This is a genomic window from Agrobacterium sp. CCNWLW32 (assembly GCF_037083425.1).
GTDB lineage: Bacteria > Pseudomonadota > Alphaproteobacteria > Rhizobiales > Rhizobiaceae > Agrobacterium > Agrobacterium radiobacter.
The window spans coordinates 79499-99700 of sequence record NZ_JBAOJM010000009.1; the positions used below are offsets into that span (position 1 = coordinate 79499).

Below are 20202 nucleotides of genomic sequence, written 5' to 3' on the forward strand. Positions count from 1 at the left end.
GGCCAGCCCGCCGATCTACCCTTACACCCCGCAGGCATGCGCTTTCAGCCCAGGATTTTGCGCAAGGGCTGCGTGCCGTAGCTAATGCAGCCACTCGCAACTATAAGCGAGGACCGGCTCGGCAAAGCCCTTCAGCCTGTAACGATCGCCATGCACGAGCACATCAGCGCCGCCATATTCCTGGAAGGTCTTGTCCGATATCAGGATCTGATCGCTCTCAGCAGCAGCGCAAAGCCTTGCTGCCAATTGCACCGTCGTGCCGAAGAAGTCATTGCTGTCTTCCACCGGCTCCCCACAATCCAGCCCGATGCGGATGTGAATGGGCTCCCCTTTGTCGCTGTTGTAACGATGGAACTCGCGCTGGATATCAATGGCGCAGTCCACGGCAAACGGCGCGGAGGAGAATACGGCCATTATGCCATCACCGGTATGCTTGACCTCCCGTCCCGATCGTCGCCCCAGACAACCACGAACGAGGGCATCATGCGCACGGATGAGTTCCGCCGCCATGCGATCACCGAGGCGGGCCGTCATCTCGGTTGAACCGACAATATCAGTGAAAAGGATCGCGCGGTGGCCGGCGTCCATATCTTTCGAGACAGCCCCAACAGCCACCGGATCCTGTATGCGCCCGAGAAACGCTTCCACCGCCGACAGCGCGACTTCCACCACTTCACTGGCGACAAACCCGTGCGCTTCGCGATGCACGCACTGCGCGGTTGCGGCGTCCGGGGCATCCATAAGGCAAAAGGCCGTGCCGCGTCTTTCATCAAACCAGTAGGTCAAGAACCTGACGCCATACTGATCCTGGATGTTGAGATCTTTAAGGTGTGCCGCAGCAATATCCGCGGCGGAAACGCCGGCAAGCTCGTGCCGGTCCATGAAGATAGGCATTGTTTCCTCCCAAGAGTATTTCGTTGCCTCCTCTGCCAGCCATTTTATGACGTCACCGCATGGTCGTCTATCGTTCTTACGGGTGACACCGGACAAGACGGGAACACCGGAAAGGGCGATATCCATTCTCGCTAGAATTTCGGGGCCACTGACGGCCTCTTACCGGCGCTTGACCATACGCCGAAGCAGGGAGCCGGATCGGGCCTTGCGGGGAATGAGGAGGATGTCGCTGACCAGCTTTGCGCCGCCTTCCCGACGTTCCAGCGTTATCTTTCGGCTATGGAAAGCCTCGAGCTCGGCACGATGCGCCACGCTGATGATCGTGGCGTCTGGCAATTCGTCAATCACCGTCTGCATCATCCTGTCCTGGCTTTTTTCGTCGAGAGCTGCGGTCGCTTCGTCCATGACGATGATGTCAGGATTATTCAGCAACAGGCGGGCAAAGGTCAGCCGCTGTTTTTCACCGCCTGACAGCGTCTGGTCCCACGGCGCTTCCTCTTCCACCTTGTCCTTGAGATGGCCAAGACCGACCTTGTCGAGAGCCTCCCCTATTTCTTCGAAAGTCCAGCTCTCGGCCGCCTGCGGATAGCAGACCGCCCGGCGAAGGGTGCCGGAGGGAATATATGGCCGCTGCGGCAACATGAAAAGCCGGCTGCCGGCGCGAAAACTGACGCTGCCCCCGCCCCATGGCCACAGGCCCGCAATTGCCCGAACAAGCGTGCTTTTGCCGGATCCGGATTCACCTGCGACGAGCACTCTTTCTCCGCGCCCGATTTCGACATCGGTCTCCTTGACGACGGCCGTACCGTCGCCGAGCGACACCGAAACATCCTTGAGGCTGAGCATGGTCTCGCCTTCCGTTTCACCACGGACGATCCGGCCAAGCTTTTCGCTCTGTTCGGCCCGCTCTAGCCCGTCAAGCGACATCATCAGGGAGGCAACGCGGCGTGCGCAGGCGTTCCAATCCGCCAGCCGGGGATAGTTGTCGACCAGCCAGCCGAAGGCGGATTGAACGATGGTGAAAGCGGATGCCGCCTGCATGACCTGACCGAGGGACATGCTGCCGTCGAGAAACTTGGGCGCGCAGAGAAGAAGCGGAACAACCGGCGCAATCAACATCGATCCATGCGACACGACAGTGGTGCGCATATATTGCTGCGCCATCTGCTTCCACTGCTGCCGGACATTGCGGAATCTGTTGTCGAGGTCGCTTCGCTCCTCCTCTTCGCCGCCAAGCAGGGCGATGCTTTCCCCGTTTTCCCGGACGCGGGTCAGCGTGTAGCGGAATTCCGCCTCCAGCTGGTTCTTGACCTCGGAGACCCTGACGAAGTTCCGGCCGATCAACGCGATGGAACTCGATGTGATGAGCGCATAGATCACCGCCGCAATCACGAGAAAGCCGGGTATCGTCATCGATGCCCCGCCGATCGGCAGCGTCAGGGCGCCGCCGATCGTCCACAGGACGACGATAAAGGTAGACGCCGACACGAAGGCGGCAATGACGCCCGCCACGAAATCCACGGGTGCTTCGGTGGCGATACGCATATCCTCCGACAGCCTCGCCTCCGGATTCTGATGGTCACCATCGATCAGGTTGAGCTGGTAATAGCGGCCATGTGCAATCCATCGGGAGACCAGCACCTTGGTCAACCAGGAGCGCCAGCGCCGCTGGATGCGCATTCTGACGTAGACCTGTGACGTCACGATCATAACGCTTCCGAGAACCAGCGGCGGGAATATCGAAGCGAGAAAATAAACCGTGGATGCATCCCGTTTTTCAATCGCGTCAAAAATCCCGCGATTCCAGACGTTGATGCCATATTGGAAACCGACATTTATGCCGATCATCGCCAGGAGCCCGATCGAGAACGGCCATGCCAACGCATCGCCACGGCGGCTCCAGAACCCTCGCGCGCTGATCCAGAAGCGTTTCAGAAGATATTTCTTGCGGGCCTCTGCGGCCTCTTCCGGTGTCAAATCCGAAGCAGGTTCCATTTCCTCCGGCGGGAGGGGATCATCGTTAGCATGAACATTCTCTGCACCATTCTGGCCGGTGCCATCGACTGGTTTCGGTTTTGCGTCAGCATCGGTCATGGATGCTTAAACGGATGGCGGTTTGAAAGGTTGCCGGTCCAGAATGATTTGCCTTTGGCCCAAGGCGGCCGTGCTCGCGACCTCTGGTTTTTCCCCACTTCAGCAGATAACCAAATCCCGGTCCGGGCAGAGCGCCGGCAATTACCCGCTCCGTGAGACCTGGCGGGCTTTCATCGGGATCGTGCCCGGTGACTGCGTCGTGATATTGACCGCAGCACCGGGACGCCTGATCGATCGCAGCCGTATCACCGTCTCAGGATACTGGAAGAACGGCGAGACGGATTTCCGTGGCGCCGAAGGCGATGAGCGGTGCCCTGCCAATGAACCCCGACTGAATAGTGCCTTCAGCTTCCGTTCCGGCGGGACCGTCTAAAACAAAGACGTTCAACCGCGGTCTTATCCGCCTGAGGAGACACAGTCATGATCCGGAAGTCTTTCATTGCAAGTGCACTCGTCACTCTCGTCGGCATCGCTGCCGCGGCGCCCGCCATGGCCAATGATGTGCGCATCGAACAATATGGCTGGTCCAACTCTGCCGGTGGTGCACAGGAAGGGTATGGCAACCGGATCCGCACCTACCAGAACGGCGGCTACAACCGGATTGCCGGTCACCAGTATGGCCGGCATAACCTTTCTGCTGTCGGCCAGGAAGGGCATGACAATTACGGCTCCACTTATCAGAACGGCAGCCGCAATGTGGCCGGCATCGGCCAGTTCGGTTCCAACCACACCACCATCCTGACGCAGGATGGCAACGGCAATATCGCGGCCGGTGTGCAGGTGGGCCGCGGCTGCAGCGCCAATGTGAGCCAGGGCGGCAACGACAATGTTGCGGCCTTCGTGCAGGCCTGCCCTTAAGCGGCGGGGCGACGTGAAACCGGTCGGGATCGAAACATCAGGTCATCAGGGAGACTAGCCATGCCCCATAGCGTCAGACGTCCGCACCGCCTAGCGGCGATCCTTGCACTGGCGCTGCTTCCCGCCGGCGCCGTTGCGGCCATATCGACAGCAAGGGAACCGGCAGAGGGAAAGGTCTGCGAGATCAAGGCGACGCCGCAGGCGGGCATGGTGAGGCTGGAGGCCTTTGCCAGGGGCGAAACGTCTGCCGGCGGGACCTATGCCTTTCACGTCGAAAAGTCGGGAAGCGGCGGACGTTCAGTCATCAATCAGGGCGGCGACTTTGATGCCGCCGCCGGACGTTCGCAACTGCTGAGCGCGGTGACGCTGGACGCCAAGGGAGCCCGTTACAAGGCCGTGCTCGATATGATGATCGATGGCAGGAGTTTCAGCTGCACGAAGCAGGTTGGCGGCGACTAAGCCGCGGCATGTTTGTGAATTATTCACATAGAGGGCGCCAGTTCGGGCGCCCTTTTCTTTTGATCGCGCCGAACGACTGAACGACATGTGAATGGGCAATTCCGGTCGGGTTCAGTTGCGGGATGCGATTATCGATCATCGGCAAGGCGCTGACAGATGGAGATCAGAATGACCCGCAACATATTGAAACTTCTTACCGTTACCCTGCTTGTTGGTGGCCTGACACCCATTGGATTTGCCGCACCCGCCCATGCCGGCGGCCGCATCTCCTTCGACCTCGCACCCGGCAATGCCGCCGATGGTGACCTTCTTTCGACAGGTCTTCGCGCCTATTCGCTCTACCGTGGCCTGAAAGATGCCGATATCCGCCAGCTTGGCCGTGGCAACGCCGCCGGCATCGCCCAGAACGGCGGCGGCAATCTCGGCTTTATCCGGCAACGCGGCGTCGGCCATTCCGCGACGCTGCAGCAGAATGGCAACAACAATGCCTATGGCATCTTCCAGTACGGCCGCAACACGGAAACCAATGTGGTGCAGGATGGGAATAACGGCAGCGGGCTGACCTTCAGTTATGGCTGGTAAGGAAAGCGGAGTCCGATCATGGGTCGATCGGAAAGGCGAATCCCGCCTTCACGCGGTCCATGACGACCATCGTCTTGAACCCCTTGATGTCATGGTTCTCGTAAAAGAACCGGCGGGTGAAGGCTTCATAATCTTCCATATCCTTGGCCGTGATCACCAGGATGAAGTCGGCATCACCAGTCACATAATAACCGATCATGACCTCCCGGGTGGCGCGAATGGCGGCCTTGAAGCGATCGACAATATCGGCCCTTTCTCGCTCCAGCGAGACGAGAACGATCATGGTGATGCCACGCCCGACGGCCTTGGGCGAAATAATTGCCACGTCGGCTTCGATCACCCCCTCATCACGAAGGCGCTTTAACCGACGCTGGCACGCGGTTGGTGACAGGTTGACGATTTTGGCCAGCTCTTCCGATGTCAGGCGATTGTTTTTCTGCACGGCGTCAAGCAGCGCTCGGTCGGCTCGGTCAATCTGATTCATGCGGAATCCCTGCATTTTATATGAAACTAAGCATTATTCCTGCGTCAAAGCGCGCTTAAACGCTGCCGGTCAATCATGCAGCGCAGTTAAGCTTCTGACAAATAAAAAGGGAATCTGCTCATGAAAGCTATCGCCAGCGCAGCGCTGAAAAATCTTCAACGACCGGAGCTGATCGAGCATCGTGCCTTTCTGGGCGGACAATGGGTGGCGCGCCAGGAGACGCTGGGCGTTGTCGATCCGGCAAGTGGCGATCATCTGCTTGATGTGTCCTCCTGCACAATTGAAGATGTCGATACCGCAGTGGAAGCAGCCGGCAGCGCCTTTCTGGCGTGGCGGGACATGCTGCCCGTCGAACGCGGCGATATTCTGCGCGCATGGGGCCGCCTGATGCGCGACAATCTCCGTGACCTCGCCACCATCATCAGCGCAGAACAGGGAAAGCCGCTTTCGGAATCGCTCGGCGAAATTTCCTACGCCACCGGTTTTCTCGACTGGTTTGCGAGCGAGGGCGAGAGATCCTATGGCGAAACAATTCCGAGCCACCTTAAAGGCGGCAATCTTTCCGTGCGGATGCAGCCGATCGGCGTCACGGTGGCCATCACACCGTGGAATTTCCCCTCAGCCATGATCACCCGCAAAGCGGGCGCGGCGCTTGCTGCCGGCTGCACGATGATCGTCAAACCGGCACCCGAAACACCGCTTTCGGCGCTGGCCCTGGCAAGGCTGGCGCAGGAAGCGGGCATGCCGGCAGGCGTGTTGCAGGTTCTGCCCGGTGAAGCCGCGCCGCTTGCTCGTCGGCTGCTGGAACACACGCAGGTGCGGGCTTTTTCCTTCACCGGCTCCACCGAGGTTGGACGCCTGCTCCTCACGCAATCGGCGGCGACCATCAAGAAAGCCTCGCTGGAACTCGGCGGTCATGCGCCCTTCATCGTCTTCGGCGATGCGGATCTCGCTCAAGCCGTGCAGGGCTGCCTTGCCGCCAAATTCGCCACATCGGGACAGGACTGCCTCGCGGCAAACCGCATCTATGTTCAACGCGGGGTTTATGACCGTTTCATTGATCGCTTTGCCAGCGCAACCGCCAAACTGACGGTTGGCCATGGGCTTGAACCGGGTATCGACATCGGCCCGATGACGCGGCCGTCCGTCGCCGAAAAGTGCCGAAAGCAGATCGCGCAGGCTCAGTCTGCCGGCGCGCGCCTCGTCTGCGGCGGACAGGACAGTCCGCTCGGCGGCAATTTCGTCACGCCCACCGTGCTCGCCGACGTGACTGACGACATGCTGATCGCCCGCGAAGAAACTTTCGGTCCGGTCGCCGCCATATTGCCCTTCGATGACGAGCAGGAGGTGATCCGGCGCGCCAATGCGACGGAGATGGGGCTTGCGGCCTACGTCTACACCAACGATCTCGGCCGGGCGATGCGCCTGACCGACCAGCTCGAATACGGCATGGTGGCAGTCAACACACCGAAATTCACCGGTGCGCCCATTCCATTCGGGGGCTGGAAACAATCAGGCCTCGGCCGCGAGGGCGCGCGCCACGGCCTCATGGAATATCTCGAACCCAAATATGTCTGCTTCGGCAATCTGGCTGCATGAAAGGAACTCGCCTATGACCATCGACATCAAGACTATCTCGGAAATGGATCGAAATGCGGTTCTGCATCCCTTTACGCAGTTGAAGGATTTCGCCAGCGGCAAACTCGGCGAACCGACCATCGTTGAAACCGGCAAGGGCATCCGCATTCAGGACGCCCATGGCAGGCAGCTTATCGATGGCTTTGCGGGGCTTTATTGCGTCAATGTCGGTTATGGCCGCACCGAGGTGGCCGAGGCCATTTCCCGTCAGGCCTACCGGCTTGCCTATTACCATTCCTACGCCGCCCATACGACGGACGAACTGGCCATTCTTTCCGACCGGTTGGTGAAGATGGCGCCCGGCAAGATGAGCAAGGTGTTTTATGGCATGTCCGGTTCCGATGCCAACGAGACCCAGGCCAAACTCGTCTGGTATTACAACAACCTGCGCGGCAAGCCGCAAAAGAAGAAAATCATCTCCCGCGAACGGGGATATCACGGCTGCAGCGTGGTCTCGGGCTCCATGACCGGCATGAGTTTTTATCATGACCACATGGACCTTCCGCGCGCAGGCATCCTCCATACCGGCGTTCCGCATCACTATTGGGGCGCGGAAGCCGGCGAAACGGAACTCGAATTTTCCAGGCGGCGCGCCGAAGAGCTGGAAGAGCTCATTCTACGCGAAGACCCGGACACGATCGGCGCCTTCATTGCCGAACCGGTCCTTGGCACCGGCGGCATCACGCCGCCACCAGAAGGTTACTGGCCGGCGATACAGGCCGTCCTCAAAAAATACGATGTCCTGCTGATTGCCGATGAGGTCATCACCGGCTTCGGCCGGACCGGCTCCATGTTCGGTTCACAACATTACGGGATCGAGCCAGACCTGATCACGGTCGCCAAAGGGTTGACCTCGGCCTACTTCCCTCTCTCGGGCGCGATTGTCGACGAGAAGGTCTACAAGGTGATGGAGGAAGGGGCGGATCGCGTCGGCGCTTTTTCGCACGGCTACACCTATTCCGGCCACCCGATCGGTGCGGCTGCGGCGAATGCCGTGCTCGACATCGTGGAAAAAGAAAACCTGCCGGGCAATGCGCGGGCCGTCGGCAGCTATTTTCAGGAACAGCTGAAGGCGAAATTCGCGCAGCTTCCAATCGTCGGAGAGGTGCGTGGCGTCGGCCTGATGGGCGCAATCGAATTCGTCGCTGATCGGGAAAAGAAGACCCGTTTTGCCCCTCATCTCACGGTTGGCGCTCGCGTTTCCAAGGCAGCGCGCAACGGCGGTCTCATCGCACGGGCCATGCCACATGGCGACATTCTGGGTTTTGCGCCGCCGCTGGTCACGACCCGGGAAGAGGTGGACGAGATCATTGCCATAGCCGAAGCAGCCGTCCGCAGCGTCATGGATGATCTGGTTCAGGCCGGCGAGAAAATCTGACCCTCAGACGTCGCGTTCAACGGGCGCTAACGCTGCTTATCTGCACGGCAAAGAGATGACAGTTGCGCCTATTTGCGGTGCAATTGTCATCTCCTCTGCATAAGGCTTCATCTTTTTGCAGAAGCGTGCATAATGTCATGAAATTACCCCTCTAAAAACGAGACAATTTCATGCGTCGTCAAGCCAATCCGCTCAGCCCAGATCCGGCGCCATCAACCAGGCCGGTGGCGTGGCGGCCGATGCTGGCCAAGCAGAAGGGTGAAACGAAACATTCCGCGCTGACGGAACGCATCATTGCCGATATCGACGCCGGCGTCCTGAAGCCGATGGATCGCATGCCGACCCACCGGGATCTGGCGCGCGAGCTTGGCCTTTCGGTACAGACCGTCAGCCTGTCCTACAAGGAGGCTGAGCGGCTCGGTTATCTCAGCGGCGAAATCGGCCGCGGCACTTTCGTCAAGGCGCGCGTCACGGATCGTGCCGGCCGCATGATGCTTGATCACAGCCCGACCGAGGTGCTTGATCTCTCCATCATCCGCGGCGTCTATCTGGAGGAACACGAGGCCGCCTCGCGCGCCATCCTTCGTGAGTTGGCCGACGGTGACAATTCAGGCTTCATGCGCCCATGCCGGCCGGTCGCGGGTCTCGACAGCCATCGTGAAACCGCGCGGACATGGCTTGAAATGATGGGCGTGACTGCGAGGGCCGAACGCATCCTTGTCACCAACGGCGCAGCACACGGCATTTTCCTTGCCTTGAGCTGCATTGTCCGCTCGAACGACGTGGTTCTCTGCGAAAACCTCACCGATCACGGCATTATCGGCCTTTCGAACATTCTGGGCTTCAGCCTCAAGGGCCTGCCCACCGACGAGGAGGGCATTCTGCCGGACGCATTGGAGGCTGCCTGCGAAGCAGGCGGCGTCAGGGCTATCGTGCTCATTCCAACGCTCAATAATCCGACCGGACATGTCTCAGGCGCAGAGCGCAGACGGGCCATAGCCGCAGTTGCGGAGCGGCATGGGGTCTTTGTCATCGAAGACGAGGTCTACCGACCGATGATAGAGGATGATCTGCCATCCATCGCGGAAATGCTGCCTGATCTGGGCTTTTTCGTCACCAGCTTTACCAAGACGGTGCTGACCGGGCTGCGCGTCGGTTATCTCGTCGTGCCTCCTGCCTACTCCATCCGCGCCGCCTCGATCCTGCGTGTGTCGAGCTGGAGCGGAACCTATCTGACGGCCGAGATCGCCACCCGCTGGGTGGAAAACGGCACCGCGCGGCGTCTGCTGGACGTGCAGCGCACCGAAGCACGCGCACGGCAAAAGATTGCGACGGAGATATTGGGCGACCACATAGCCTCGACCCATCCCCTCTCCTTTTGCGCCTGGCTCAAGGTTCCCACACGCTGGACAGAGGATGGACTGGTGCGCTCGCTGACAAACCAGAACGTCGCAGTCACCCCTTCGGAACCGTTTGTTGCCGGCCCGGGCCATGGCGGCGGCATCCGCATTTGCCTCGGTGGCCGCCTCAATCATCCCGCCCTTATCAAGGCGTTGACGACCGTGCGCCAGGCCTTCGAGCAATTGCCGCCCGTCTACGATATCGGTTCAATCGGCTGAGGCGGCCGGTTGAAAATCATTGAATCATTACAATATAATAATTGACATGATTTTAGTTCGCTCTCAACATGACAATCATGAAGAGCGAAAACCTGTCCATATCCGCTGGAAAAAATCCGCTTCCGGTCTCGCTGGCCGCGATCAGGCAGGCTGCAGCGCGGCTTGCAGGACAGGTGGAACGCACCCCGCTGGTTTACTCGGACAATCTGTCGGAACGCTGCGGTCACCCCGTTCATCTCAAGCTGGAGACGCTGCAGCCCATCGGCGCCTTCAAACTGCGCGGCGCAATGAACGCCGTCCTTTCGCTTGATGACAGTGCGCGCAGACGCGGCCTCGTCACCGCCTCCACCGGCAATCATGGCCGCGCGGTTGCTTATGCGGCGCGCAAGCTCGAAATTCCCGCCACGATCTGCATGTCGGCACTCGTGCCGGCGAACAAGGTCGAAGCCATCCGTGCGCTCGGCGCAGATATCCGGATCATCGGCATGTCCCAGGATGACGCGCAGGAGGAAGTGGAGCGCCTGACCGCAAGCAACGGCCTGACTGCGATCCCGCCTTTTGATGATCCAGACGTCGTGGCAGGCCAAGGGACGATCGGCATCGAGATTATCGAGGATATGCCCGATCTGTCCGCTGTACTCATCCCTCTTTCAGGCGGAGGCCTTGCAGGCGGCATTGCCGTTGCTGTCAAGGCGCTGAAACCACAGGCCCGGGTCATCGGCATCTCCATGGAGCGGGGCGCAGCCATGCACGCCTCGGTCACGGCCGGCCGGCCGATCTCTGTCAAGGAAGAAGAAACCCTGGCGGATTCGCTTGGCGGCGGGATTGGTCTGGCGAACCGCGTGACCTTCGCGCTGTGCCGCGAACTGCTCGATGACATCGTGCTGGTCTCGGAGGACGAAATCGCGGCCGGCATTTGCCACGCCGCACAGGAAGAAGGTTTGACGGTGGAGGGCGCGGCGGCCGTTGGTTTCGCGGCGATCCTCTCCGGCAAGATCGACATCACCGGCCCGACCGCCATCATCGTTTCGGGCGGGAACATCGATCCGGCGGTTCACAAGAGGATCATCGACGGGGGAGCCGCATGAGCCACGTTACCATCCTGACGGAAAAAGACCTGCGCGCCATCGTCAAGCTGGACCTTTCCGCAGTCGATTGCGTGGAGCGAGCCTTTGCGGCTCTCGCCACGGGGACTGTCGCCATGCCGCCGATCCTGCGCCTCGATATTCCTGAGTTTCGCGGGGAGGTGGATGTCAAGACGGCTTATGTGCCGGGCTTTGACGGTTTCGCCATCAAGGTCAGCCCCGGTTTCTTCGATAATCCCAAGCTTGGTCTGCCAAGCCTGAATGGCCTGATGATCCTCTTCAGCGCGAAAACCGGGCTGGTGCAGGCCCTTCTCCTCGACAATGGCTATCTCACCGATGTGCGCACCGCAGCAGCAGGCGCAGTCGCGGCACGACATCTCGCCCGCAAAGATGCTTCCGTCGCCGCCCTCTTCGGAGCCGGCATGCAGGCCCGTCTGCAACTCGAAGCCCTGATGCTGGTGCGCCCGATCCGGTCGGCGCGAATCTGGGCGCGCGACCATGACAAGGCTGGGAGACTTTCGGGCGATTTGGTCCGGGAATACGGCATTGAGGTGACCGCCGTGGCCGATCCGCAGACGGCCATTCGCGGCGCCGATATCATCGTGACCACCACACCGGCCGAAAAGCCGATCCTTCTTGCCGACTGGCTGGAAGAAGGCCAGCATCTGACCGCCATGGGGTCGGACGCCGAACACAAGAACGAGATCGATCCGACCGTATTCGGCAGGGCGCGATACGTCGCGGACCGGCTCTCGCAAACCCGTATTCTCGGTGAGTTGCACCACGCCATCGCCGCCGGGCGCGCCGCGTCGGATCAGCACTTCGCCGAACTTGGGGACGTCATTGCCGGCAGGCTGCCGGGTCGTGTTTCGACCAAAGACATCACCTTTGCCGATCTCACGGGCACCGGGGTGCAGGACACGGCCATCGCCAATCTCGCCTTTGCACGCGCAAAGGAGGCCAAGAGCGGCCAAATCATCGAAAACGCCATAAAAATGGGAGACGCAGCGTGAGCGTAACGCTGAACTTTACGCGCGAGGAATATGCCGCGCGCCTGTCTAAAACCCGCAATGCCATGAACAAGGCCGGGATCGATCTTCTCATTGTGACCGACCCGTCCAACATGCATTGGCTGACCGGTTATGACGGATGGTCCTTCTACGTGCATCAATGCGTGCTGGTGCCGCCGGATGGCGAGCCGATCTGGTACGGACGCAAGCAGGACGCCAATGGCGCCAGGCGCACGGCGTATCTCGCCCATGACAACATCATCGGTTACCCGGACCACTACGTTCAATCCACAGAACGGCACCCGATGGACCTGCTGTCCGAGATCATCCAGGAGAGGGGATGGTCCGGCCTGACGGTCGGCGTCGAGATGGACAATTATTATTTCTCAGCCGCCGCCTTTGCATCGCTGCAGAAACATCTGCCGAACGCCCGTTTCAGGGATGCCGCCGGTCTCGTAAACTGGCAGCGCGCGGTCAAAAGCCCGACCGAACTCGATTATATGCGCAAGGCAGGCAAGATCGTCGAACTGATGCACAAACGTATCGTCGACGTGGTTGAACCGGGCATGCGCAAATGCGACCTCGTGGCCGAAATATACGATGCCGGCATTCGTGGCACCGCCGAGTTCGGTGGAGACTATCCCGCCATCGTTCCCCTCCTTCCCTCGGGCGCAGACGCATCCGCACCGCATCTGACATGGGACGACAAGCCGATGCGCTTGGGAGAAGGCACCTTCTTCGAAATCGCCGGCGCTTACCGGCGTTACCACTGCCCGCTATCGCGCACCGTCTTTCTCGGCAAGCCGACGCAGGCGTTTCTCGATGCGGAGAAGGCAACGCTTGAGGGCATGGAGGCCGGTCTTTCCGCAGCGAAGCCGGGCAACACCTGCGAAGACATCGCCAATGCGTTTTTCGCCGTGCTGAAAAAATACGGGATCATCAAGGACAACCGCACCGGTTATCCGATCGGCCTTTCCTATCCGCCGGACTGGGGCGAGCGCACCATGAGCCTGCGTCCGGGCGACCGGACCGAGCTGAAGCCCGGCATGACGTTCCATTTCATGACCGGCCTCTGGCTGGAAGACATGGGACTCGAAATCACCGAAAGCATCGCGATCACCGAAACCGGTGTCGAATGCCTTTCCAATGTGCCGCGGCAACTCTTCGTGAAAGGCTGAGACGATGTTGAAGACCGCGCTTCGCCCCTCGCCGATCACGCCCACCGTCGATTTTGACGCGCAGGGCGTGCAGCACGGTCATCTGCGACTGCCATATAGCCGCGATGACAGCGCCTGGGGTTCGGTGATGATCCCGATCTGCGTCATCGCCAATGGCGAGGGGCCGACGGCGCTTTTGACCGGAGCCAATCATGGCGACGAATATGAGGGGCCGGCCGCCCTGTTCGAACTCGCCCATAAACTCGATCCGGAAGAGGTAAGCGGCCGCATCATCATCGTGCCGGCACTCAACTATCCCGCCTTTCGCGCGGGAACGCGCACCTCGCCGATCGACCGGGGAAACCTGAACCGCAGCTTTCCCGGCCGCCCTGACGGCACGGTGACGGAGAAGATTGCCGATTATGTCACCCGCCATCTGATACCGCTTGCGGATATCGTTCTCGATTTTCATTCCGGCGGCAGGACGCTTGATTTCCTGCCCTATGCCGCAGCTCACGAATTATCCGACAAGACGCAGGAGGCCCGGTGTTTTGAAGCGGTGGCGGCTTTTGCCGCGCCCTATTCGATGAAGATGCTGGAGATTGACGCCGTCGGCATGCTCGACACGACAGTTGAGGAACTGGGCAAGGTCTTTGTCACCACCGAGCTCGGCGGCGCGGGGACGGCGAGCGCGAAATCGATCGACATCGCCCGCAAAGGCATTGTCAATCTGCTCTGCCATGCCGGCATCCTCGCCGGCGCACCGGTGGCAACGCCAAGCCGCTGGCTGGACATGCCCTCCAGCGATTGTTTCACCTTTGCCGAAGACGACGGGCTCGTCGCCTTTGTCCGCGATCTGGGAGACGCGGTCATGGCAGGTGAAACGGTCGCCCTGGTTTATCCCGTTGGAAAAACCGGTCTTGCGCCGGTTGATTACCGCGCTTCCATCAATGGCGTGCTTGCCGCCCGTCACGTTCCCGGCCTCATCAAGGCCGGAGACTGCCTTTCCGTCATCGCCAAGGTCACGGAGAATACCTAACCAGAAGAACCATCGTGAGATCCGAAAACGGACCACGCAACCCAACCAGAGGAGTAAGAACATGCGTATGACCAGAATTGCCGGGCTTTCCGCCCTCGCTCTCACCATTGGCGTAACGTCGGCCAGCGCCTTGACCGTCGAAGACGTCAAGAGCCAGGGCTATATCCGCGCCGCAACGGCCAATGAAGTGCCCTATTCCTACATGCAGCCCGACGGCACCTCCGCCGGCATCGGCCCGGATGTGGCGAATGCTGTCCTGAAATCGATGGGCATCGAAGAGGTCAACTGGACGGTGACGCCATTCGGCACGCTGATCCCCGGCCTGAAGGCGCGTCGCTTCGATTTTGCCGCCGCCGAACAGAACATCTCGCCCGAGCGCTGCAAGCAGGTTGCCTTCACCGAACCGAACTCGTCCTATGGCGAAGGCCTGCTGGTGAAGAAAGGAAATCCGAAAAAGCTTACCACCTACGCCGATATCGCCAAGGACCCCTCATTGAAGATCGCCGTTGTTTCCGGCGCAAACAACGTCGATTTCCTGCGCGCAGTCGGCGTCAAGGAAGAGCAGATCGTGTTCATCCCTGCCAATGCCGACGCCATTCCCACCGTACAGAGCCGCGCCGACGCCTATGCCGCCACGGAGCTCACGGTTTCGGAACTCGCCAAGGGTCAGGCCAATGTCGAGCAGGTCAAGCCCTTCGTCGATCCCGTTGTGAAGGATGCTCCGGTGCGCAATTACGGCGGCTTTGCCTTCCGGCCGGAAGACAAGGAGTTGCGTGACGCCTTCAACGCGGCGCTTGTCGAATTCCGCAAGACGGAGGACTACAAGAAAATCCTCGCCAAATACGGCCTCTCCGAACAGAGTATCGCTGCAGCGGCCGAAAAGAAGGTCGCCGATCTCTGCGTCGGCAAATAATGCCAGCCGGCGCCCGGGGCATATCCGGGCGCCGTTCATCAAGAACTCGGGAAAACTCCAGATGGACATGACCGCTTACCTGCCGATGTTGTGGCAAGGCGCCGTCGTCACCATGACGATCACGCTGGCAGCCCTTGTCGTCGGAACGGCTCTCGCCTTCTTTTTTGGCATTCTGCGCGTCGAGGGAGGACCGATCCTGTCGGCCATCGCGCTCTGTTACACGGAAGTGTTTCGCGGCACCTCGCTGCTGGTGCAGCTTTTCTGGTTCTATTACGCCCTGCCGCTGGTTGGGCTGAGTTTTGATCCGATCACCACGGGCGTGCTGGTGCTTGCCGCCCACGCCGGCGGTTATGGCGCGGAAATCGTTCGCGGCGCGCTGTCTTCAGTCTCAGTGCAGCAACTGGAGGCAGCAAGAGCGCTGAATTTTACACGCCTGCAGACGCTCTTTCGCATCTCGCTGCCGCAGGCCGTTGTTGAGATGATGCCGGCATTCGGCAATCTGGCGATCGAGACGCTGAAGCTTTCCTCGCTCGTGTCACTGATCTCCATTGCCGACCTCACCTTCGCGGCGCAGTCGATCCGCAACCTGACGCTGGATAGCGCCAGCATCTATTCGATTACGCTGCTTTGCTATTTCGCGATGTCCCTGATCCTCATGGTCGTCATCCGGGTCATCGAGCACTTCGTGCGGCGCGGCAACGTCTTCCCGCGCACCCGCCATTCATAAGGATATCCTGTCATGATGTATGGTTACGAATGGGATACGACCACCTGGCTCACCTACACGACCTCGATCCTGCCCATCATCCTGATTGGCCTGACGGTAACGCTGAAGGCCGCCGCCGCAGGCTTTGCGATCGCGCTGGTTCTGGGGCTTGTCTTTGCGCTGCTGCGCCGCAGCCGCGTCAAGATGATCTCCTGGCCCACCGCGCTGATTGTCGAGTTCCTTCGCGATACGCCGCTTCTGGTGCAGCTCTTCTTCCTTTATTACGTGCTTCCGGATTTCGGCATCGTTCTGCCCGCTTTTCTGACCGGCGCGTTAGCACTTGGCCTGCAATATGCCGCCTATACTTCCGAGGTCTATCGCGGCGGCATAGAGGCGGTGCACCACGGCCAGTGGGAAGCGGCAACGGCGCTGAACCTGACGCCTGTGCAGACCTATCGCGACATCATCATTCCCCAGGCGATCCCGCGCATCGTTCCGGCGATGGGCAACTATCTTGTCGCCATGATCAAGGAAACGCCGGTGCTTTCCGTCGTCACCGTTCTCGAGATGATGGGGCTTGCCAATATGATCGGCGAACGCACCTTCGAATATCTGGTGCCGCTGACGCTTGTCGGCCTGATCTTCCTCCTTCTGACAATAATCTGCTCGGCAGGCCTCAGCCGCCTGCAAAGGGCGCTTCCAAAAGCAGGAATACCCTTGCGATGACAAACAACACCAATCAGCCACTGATCGAATTTTCCGATGTCACGAAGCGCTTCGGCATTCTGACAGTACTCGACCAGTTCAATTTCAACGTGGCAAAAGGCGAAAAAGTCACCCTCATCGGTCCGTCCGGCTCCGGCAAGTCGACGGTTCTTCGTATTCTCATGACGCTGGAACCGTTCCAGGAGGGAAAGCTGACCCTTGCCGACATGTCCTACCATGAGCAGGGAGGCAAAGGCCCTTTCAAGGCCTCGGAAAAGCATCTGCGGCAGATCCGCAACCATGTCGGCATGGTTTTCCAGAGCTTCAATCTCTTTCCGCATATGACGGTGCTCCGCAACATCGTGGAGGCGCCGGTTCGGGTTTTGGGCATCGGCCGCGCGGAGGCGGAAGCGCGCGCAATCGACTTGCTGAAGATGGTCGGGCTGGCGGACAAGAAGGACCATTATCCGGTGCAGCTTTCCGGTGGGCAACAGCAGCGTGTCGCCATTGCCCGCTCGCTCGCCATGCGTCCGCGTGTCCTGCTTTTCGATGAGCCGACCTCGGCGCTGGACCCGCAACTGGTGGGGGAAGTCCTGTCCGTCATCCGCGATCTGGCCCATGAGCATGATCTGACGATGCTTCTCGTCACCCATGAAATGCGCTTTGCCCGGGAAGTATCGGACCGCGTCTGTTTCTTTGACAAAGGCCGTATCTGCGAACAGGGAAAACCGGACGAGATTTTTGGCCAGCCGAAAGAAGACCGTACACGCGAATTTCTCGCTTCCGTCTTGCGGTGAATTTTGGTTGCCCCTCCCTCATGCAATCAATCCGCAGAGGTGGACAGAACCTTTCCGTCCCTGCCCTGCACAATATCATGCGACGGAACCGGTAGAGCATCGGGTGCAGGCAGAGGCGGGACTATCAACCACGCGCCGGGATAGCCGTTGCGAAGATGCCGGGGGTTATAACGAATATTGGTTCCGGCGGCATGGTGAAGCGTTCCGAGCGTTGCATCTTTTGACAGGACACCTCTGCTGATTTCGTGGAGTTTTTGGTTGCCATCAAGGGCAAGCGTTACTTCCGAAAGATCGAAACTGTCGATGTGAACGGTCTGCTCCTGCGGCGTGTCGAGAACCCATCTGTCTGAATCGACGAAGCCGTCGGTGTAGACATTACCGGTGGAGGCGCGCAGGGACGTGCCTTTCGGCAGGCCGATGCCGTCAACAACATTGCCATCGGCGAGAATGCATTTGCTGAAGGCGGAGATGCCGCCATCGGGCAAGAGATCGAACTCAACCGGCCGCGTCGCGTCGCAGCGCCAGCCGCTCTGGGTGGTCACTCCATTGCCGGTTATGCGCATGTTGCCAGGGGTAAAGCCGATCGTTTCGTAATTCTCATTGGTCTTTATCGTGATATAACGGGCGATCTCGATGGCATCGATATCAGCGATCCGCACCGGATGCGGAAACACGGCGCGGTTGAAGGCCTGCCTGTTATCGGCAATGGCCAGTTCAAGTTTCGTACCCTTGGGCATATCGATCCCGCCAAGGCGAGCCGGCTGCGAGAGTTCCGGCCGATAGCTTGCCGCTCTTTCCCTGTCGTAAGCACTCATCTGCAGATAAAAATCACCGAACCGAAAGAGCGTGAAAAGCGCAACGGCGGTCACCAGCCCGTAAGGCAGGATCATCGGGCGCTTCCAGCGGCCGCTCACGTATCGGACGAACAGCAACAACGTCCAGACGACCCACACAAGGGTCGTGACGAGAAAGAAGGCAAGGAGAAGCAGCGCTTCGACGGAGGGCAATGCGACAGGGATCATGCAAACCAATGGTCCTGGGCGGATCGTTTTGATCCTGAAGAGACATCAGTGCTTTAGCCCACAAGCGGCTGTCATTTCAACTCGGTGATGGCGGACGGACATAGCGGTGGTTGTCCGGGCGACGGATGGCGGCCGCCCGGTCAACGCACTTATGGGTATCAGCCGCCAAGGACGAAACGGGAGAATGCCAGGGCATTGCGGGCGTCCTCGTCCATTTTCGCAAGGTCGGCGCCGCCGCTGAGATCGCGCCACACCTTGATGTCAGAGCCGATCGTACCGCCGGTCTTGACGAAGGGCTCCATGACAACGGCACCGGTGTAATTGATATCGCGAAGGGCCAGACCAATTTCGTGCCAGGGCATCCTGCCCTTGCCCGGTACGCGGCGATTGCTCTCACCGGTGTGGAAATGACCGAGAAGCGGGCCGGCCGTGCGGATGGCTTCGCCAAAACTGTCTTCCTCGATATTCATGTGGAAGGTATCCAGCATGACCTTCACATTGTTCTTGCCGACATCCTTGACAAAGGCGACGCCTTCGGCCGCCGTGTTGAGCACGTGATTTTCAAAGCGGTTGAGGACTTCGATGCAAAGGTTGATGCCGAGATCATTGGCGAAATCGGCGATGCCATTGATGCCCTCGACGCCGCGCGCATAGTCTCCCGCCTTGTCAACGGGCTGGGAGTAATCGATCGGCCAATAGGAATGCAGCGCACCGCCGATCGTGTGAATGTCGAGCTTGGCGACATTGGAAAGGGTACGTTCAAAGAACGCCTTGCCGGCTGCGCGCACGGAAGCATCCTCGGACGACAGGTTCTTCGTTTTCGAAGGGCCGATACCTGCGGTGAGGATGATGCCGTTATCCCTGGCGCTCTGCCTGATGGCAGCGAGTTCGGCGTCGCTATAGTCGTTGATGTGGTGTGCGGCGACTTCGATGATATCGAAACCGAGCTTGGCGACCTTCTCGATATAGGGGCCGAACTTGGCGCTCCACTCATGTTCCCAGTAAGAATAATAGATGCCGTGTTTCATGGGGATCTCTTTCGCTTTTCGTTTCGCTGGATTTGATTTGGGCGGAGCAGCGGTTCAGCCGGCTTCAGGAAGTCGGCTTGCTTCCCGGATTTCCGATACGAAGGTCCGGCTCCGTGCTCGAGGAAATGATGAACCGGCCATTCGGAAGGTCATTCTCTTCAACCTTGCGATTGATCTCGTCTTCACCGAGGCCAAAGCTGCGCCAGCGATCTCTCAGCCGCGCACGCAGGTCGTCCTCATCGACATCGACAAAGACAGTCAGGTCAAAAATCTGTTTGAGACGATCCCAGGGCGACTGGCTGGCAAGGAGATAGTTGCCCTCGCAGACGATGATATCGACGGATTGCGGGATCAGACGGCCGCCTGCGCGGGCAATTTCCATTGCGCGATCAAAGACGGGGACGGCAACCTTGTCGTCCTCATTAGCCTTCAGGCGCTCAAGCATGTGGCGCAAGCCGTGAGCATCGAAGGTATCGATTGCGCCCTTGAAGGGACGGCGCTTCATCTCTTCCAGCACGGCATCGTCATAATGAAAGCCATCCATCGGAAAGAGCGCTGCAGACACGCTTTCGCCTGCGTTCAAGACGTCAACCACATGCTCGGCAATGGTGGATTTTCCCGATCCCGGCGCGCCGGCGATCGCAATCATCACGCGCCGCCCTTTGCCGCCAGCGAGACGTTTGAGGGTCAGGCCCGCAATTTCACGGGCATTGTCGTCAATTTTGCTCAAGGTA

Annotated in this window: 20 protein-coding genes; 14 read left to right on the forward strand and 6 right to left on the reverse strand. The window is 59.7% G+C overall.

Annotated features, from left to right (window positions below):
• Positions 1-81: 81 nt before the first annotated feature.
• Both V6R85_RS18450 and V6R85_RS18455 read right to left on the reverse strand, forming a co-directional pair.
• Positions 82-894 carry a nickel-binding protein gene (locus V6R85_RS18450; RefSeq protein ID WP_111784962.1) on the reverse strand — a complete coding sequence of 271 codons (813 nt, stop codon included), beginning with the start codon at positions 892-894 and terminating at the stop codon, positions 82-84.
• A gap of 159 nt (positions 895-1053) precedes the next feature.
• Complete coding sequence (locus tag V6R85_RS18455; protein ID WP_129565028.1) at positions 1054-2988, reverse strand: ABC transporter ATP-binding protein/permease; 1935 nt, start codon at positions 2986-2988, stop codon at positions 1054-1056.
• 420 nt (positions 2989-3408) lie between these two features.
• Here V6R85_RS18455 and V6R85_RS18460 point away from each other — a divergent pair, with 420 nt between their 5' ends.
• The 3 genes from V6R85_RS18460 (at position 3409) to V6R85_RS18470 (ending at position 4887) form a co-directional block, all read left to right on the forward strand.
• Positions 3409-3846: a curlin gene (locus V6R85_RS18460; protein ID WP_111784959.1), complete on the forward strand. Its 438-nt coding sequence runs from the start codon at positions 3409-3411 to the stop codon at positions 3844-3846.
• A 60-nt stretch (positions 3847-3906) separates the two neighbouring features.
• Positions 3907-4305, forward strand: a complete 399-nt coding sequence (csgH, locus tag V6R85_RS18465) for a curli-like amyloid fiber formation chaperone CsgH (RefSeq protein WP_111784958.1) — start codon at positions 3907-3909, stop codon at positions 4303-4305.
• A 168-nt stretch (positions 4306-4473) separates the two neighbouring features.
• Complete coding sequence (locus V6R85_RS18470; protein WP_026363551.1) at positions 4474-4887, forward strand: curlin; 414 nt, start codon at positions 4474-4476, stop codon at positions 4885-4887.
• A 16-nt stretch (positions 4888-4903) separates the two neighbouring features.
• On the opposite strand, the gene V6R85_RS18475 is transcribed toward V6R85_RS18470, so the two are convergent.
• Entirely contained in the window at positions 4904-5371 is a 468-nt protein-coding gene (locus V6R85_RS18475) for an Lrp/AsnC family transcriptional regulator (protein ID WP_020009915.1), read from the reverse strand.
• A gap of 120 nt (positions 5372-5491) precedes the next feature.
• Between V6R85_RS18475 and V6R85_RS18480 the strand changes: the two genes are divergently transcribed.
• From V6R85_RS18480 to ehuA, 11 genes are all read left to right on the forward strand, one after another.
• The gene (locus V6R85_RS18480) at positions 5492-6970 is read left to right on the forward strand and encodes an aldehyde dehydrogenase family protein (protein WP_111791415.1); all 1479 of its coding nucleotides are present in this window, start codon (positions 5492-5494) and stop codon (positions 6968-6970) included.
• Positions 6971-6983: 13 nt separating this feature from the next.
• Positions 6984-8387, forward strand: coding sequence for an aspartate aminotransferase family protein (locus tag V6R85_RS18485; protein WP_111791416.1), 1404 nt, complete (start codon positions 6984-6986; stop codon positions 8385-8387).
• A gap of 170 nt (positions 8388-8557) precedes the next feature.
• Positions 8558-10006: a MocR-like ectoine utilization transcription factor EhuR gene (gene ehuR, locus V6R85_RS18490; protein ID WP_112589804.1), complete on the forward strand. Its 1449-nt coding sequence runs from the start codon at positions 8558-8560 to the stop codon at positions 10004-10006.
• A 68-nt stretch (positions 10007-10074) separates the two neighbouring features.
• Positions 10075-11094: a hydroxyectoine utilization dehydratase EutB gene (gene eutB, locus V6R85_RS18495; protein WP_162690409.1), complete on the forward strand. Its 1020-nt coding sequence runs from the start codon at positions 10075-10077 to the stop codon at positions 11092-11094.
• Positions 11091-12104, forward strand: a complete 1014-nt coding sequence (gene eutC / locus V6R85_RS18500) for an ectoine utilization protein EutC (protein ID WP_113100910.1) — start codon at positions 11091-11093, stop codon at positions 12102-12104. Before eutB ends, eutC begins: the two co-directional genes overlap by 4 nt.
• Positions 12101-13279 carry an ectoine hydrolase DoeA gene (doeA, locus tag V6R85_RS18505; RefSeq protein WP_113100911.1) on the forward strand — a complete coding sequence of 393 codons (1179 nt, stop codon included), beginning with the start codon at positions 12101-12103 and terminating at the stop codon, positions 13277-13279. Before eutC ends, doeA begins: the two co-directional genes overlap by 4 nt.
• Before the next feature lie 4 nt (positions 13280-13283).
• Complete coding sequence (gene doeB / locus V6R85_RS18510; protein WP_336377115.1) at positions 13284-14297, forward strand: N(2)-acetyl-L-2,4-diaminobutanoate deacetylase DoeB; 1014 nt, start codon at positions 13284-13286, stop codon at positions 14295-14297.
• Positions 14298-14358: 61 nt separating this feature from the next.
• A complete protein-coding gene (gene ehuB, locus V6R85_RS18515; protein WP_113100912.1) occupies positions 14359-15210 on the forward strand; it encodes an ectoine/hydroxyectoine ABC transporter substrate-binding protein EhuB in 852 nt (283 codons plus the stop codon).
• A 61-nt stretch (positions 15211-15271) separates the two neighbouring features.
• A complete protein-coding gene (gene ehuC, locus V6R85_RS18520; RefSeq protein WP_065695384.1) occupies positions 15272-15937 on the forward strand; it encodes an ectoine/hydroxyectoine ABC transporter permease subunit EhuC in 666 nt (221 codons plus the stop codon).
• A 12-nt stretch (positions 15938-15949) separates the two neighbouring features.
• On the forward strand, positions 15950-16642 hold the full coding sequence (ehuD, locus tag V6R85_RS18525) for an ectoine/hydroxyectoine ABC transporter permease subunit EhuD (protein ID WP_111784952.1): 693 nt from the start codon (positions 15950-15952) through the stop codon (positions 16640-16642).
• Positions 16639-17418 (forward strand): ectoine/hydroxyectoine ABC transporter ATP-binding protein EhuA, encoded by a 780-nt coding sequence (ehuA, locus tag V6R85_RS18530; RefSeq protein ID WP_020009904.1) that lies wholly within the window; start codon positions 16639-16641, stop codon positions 17416-17418. Before ehuD ends, ehuA begins: the two co-directional genes overlap by 4 nt.
• 26 nt (positions 17419-17444) lie before the next feature.
• On the opposite strand, the gene V6R85_RS18535 is transcribed toward ehuA, so the two are convergent.
• From V6R85_RS18535 to V6R85_RS18545, 3 genes are all read right to left on the reverse strand, one after another.
• Positions 17445-18440, reverse strand: coding sequence for a hypothetical protein (locus V6R85_RS18535; protein ID WP_111791420.1), 996 nt, complete (start codon positions 18438-18440; stop codon positions 17445-17447).
• A 158-nt stretch (positions 18441-18598) separates the two neighbouring features.
• On the reverse strand, positions 18599-19468 hold the full coding sequence (locus V6R85_RS18540) for a D-psicose 3-epimerase (protein ID WP_111791421.1): 870 nt from the start codon (positions 19466-19468) through the stop codon (positions 18599-18601).
• 64 nt (positions 19469-19532) lie between these two features.
• Positions 19533-20198 carry a nucleoside triphosphate hydrolase gene (locus V6R85_RS18545; protein WP_113100913.1) on the reverse strand — a complete coding sequence of 222 codons (666 nt, stop codon included), beginning with the start codon at positions 20196-20198 and terminating at the stop codon, positions 19533-19535.
• Positions 20199-20202 lie beyond the last annotated feature (4 nt).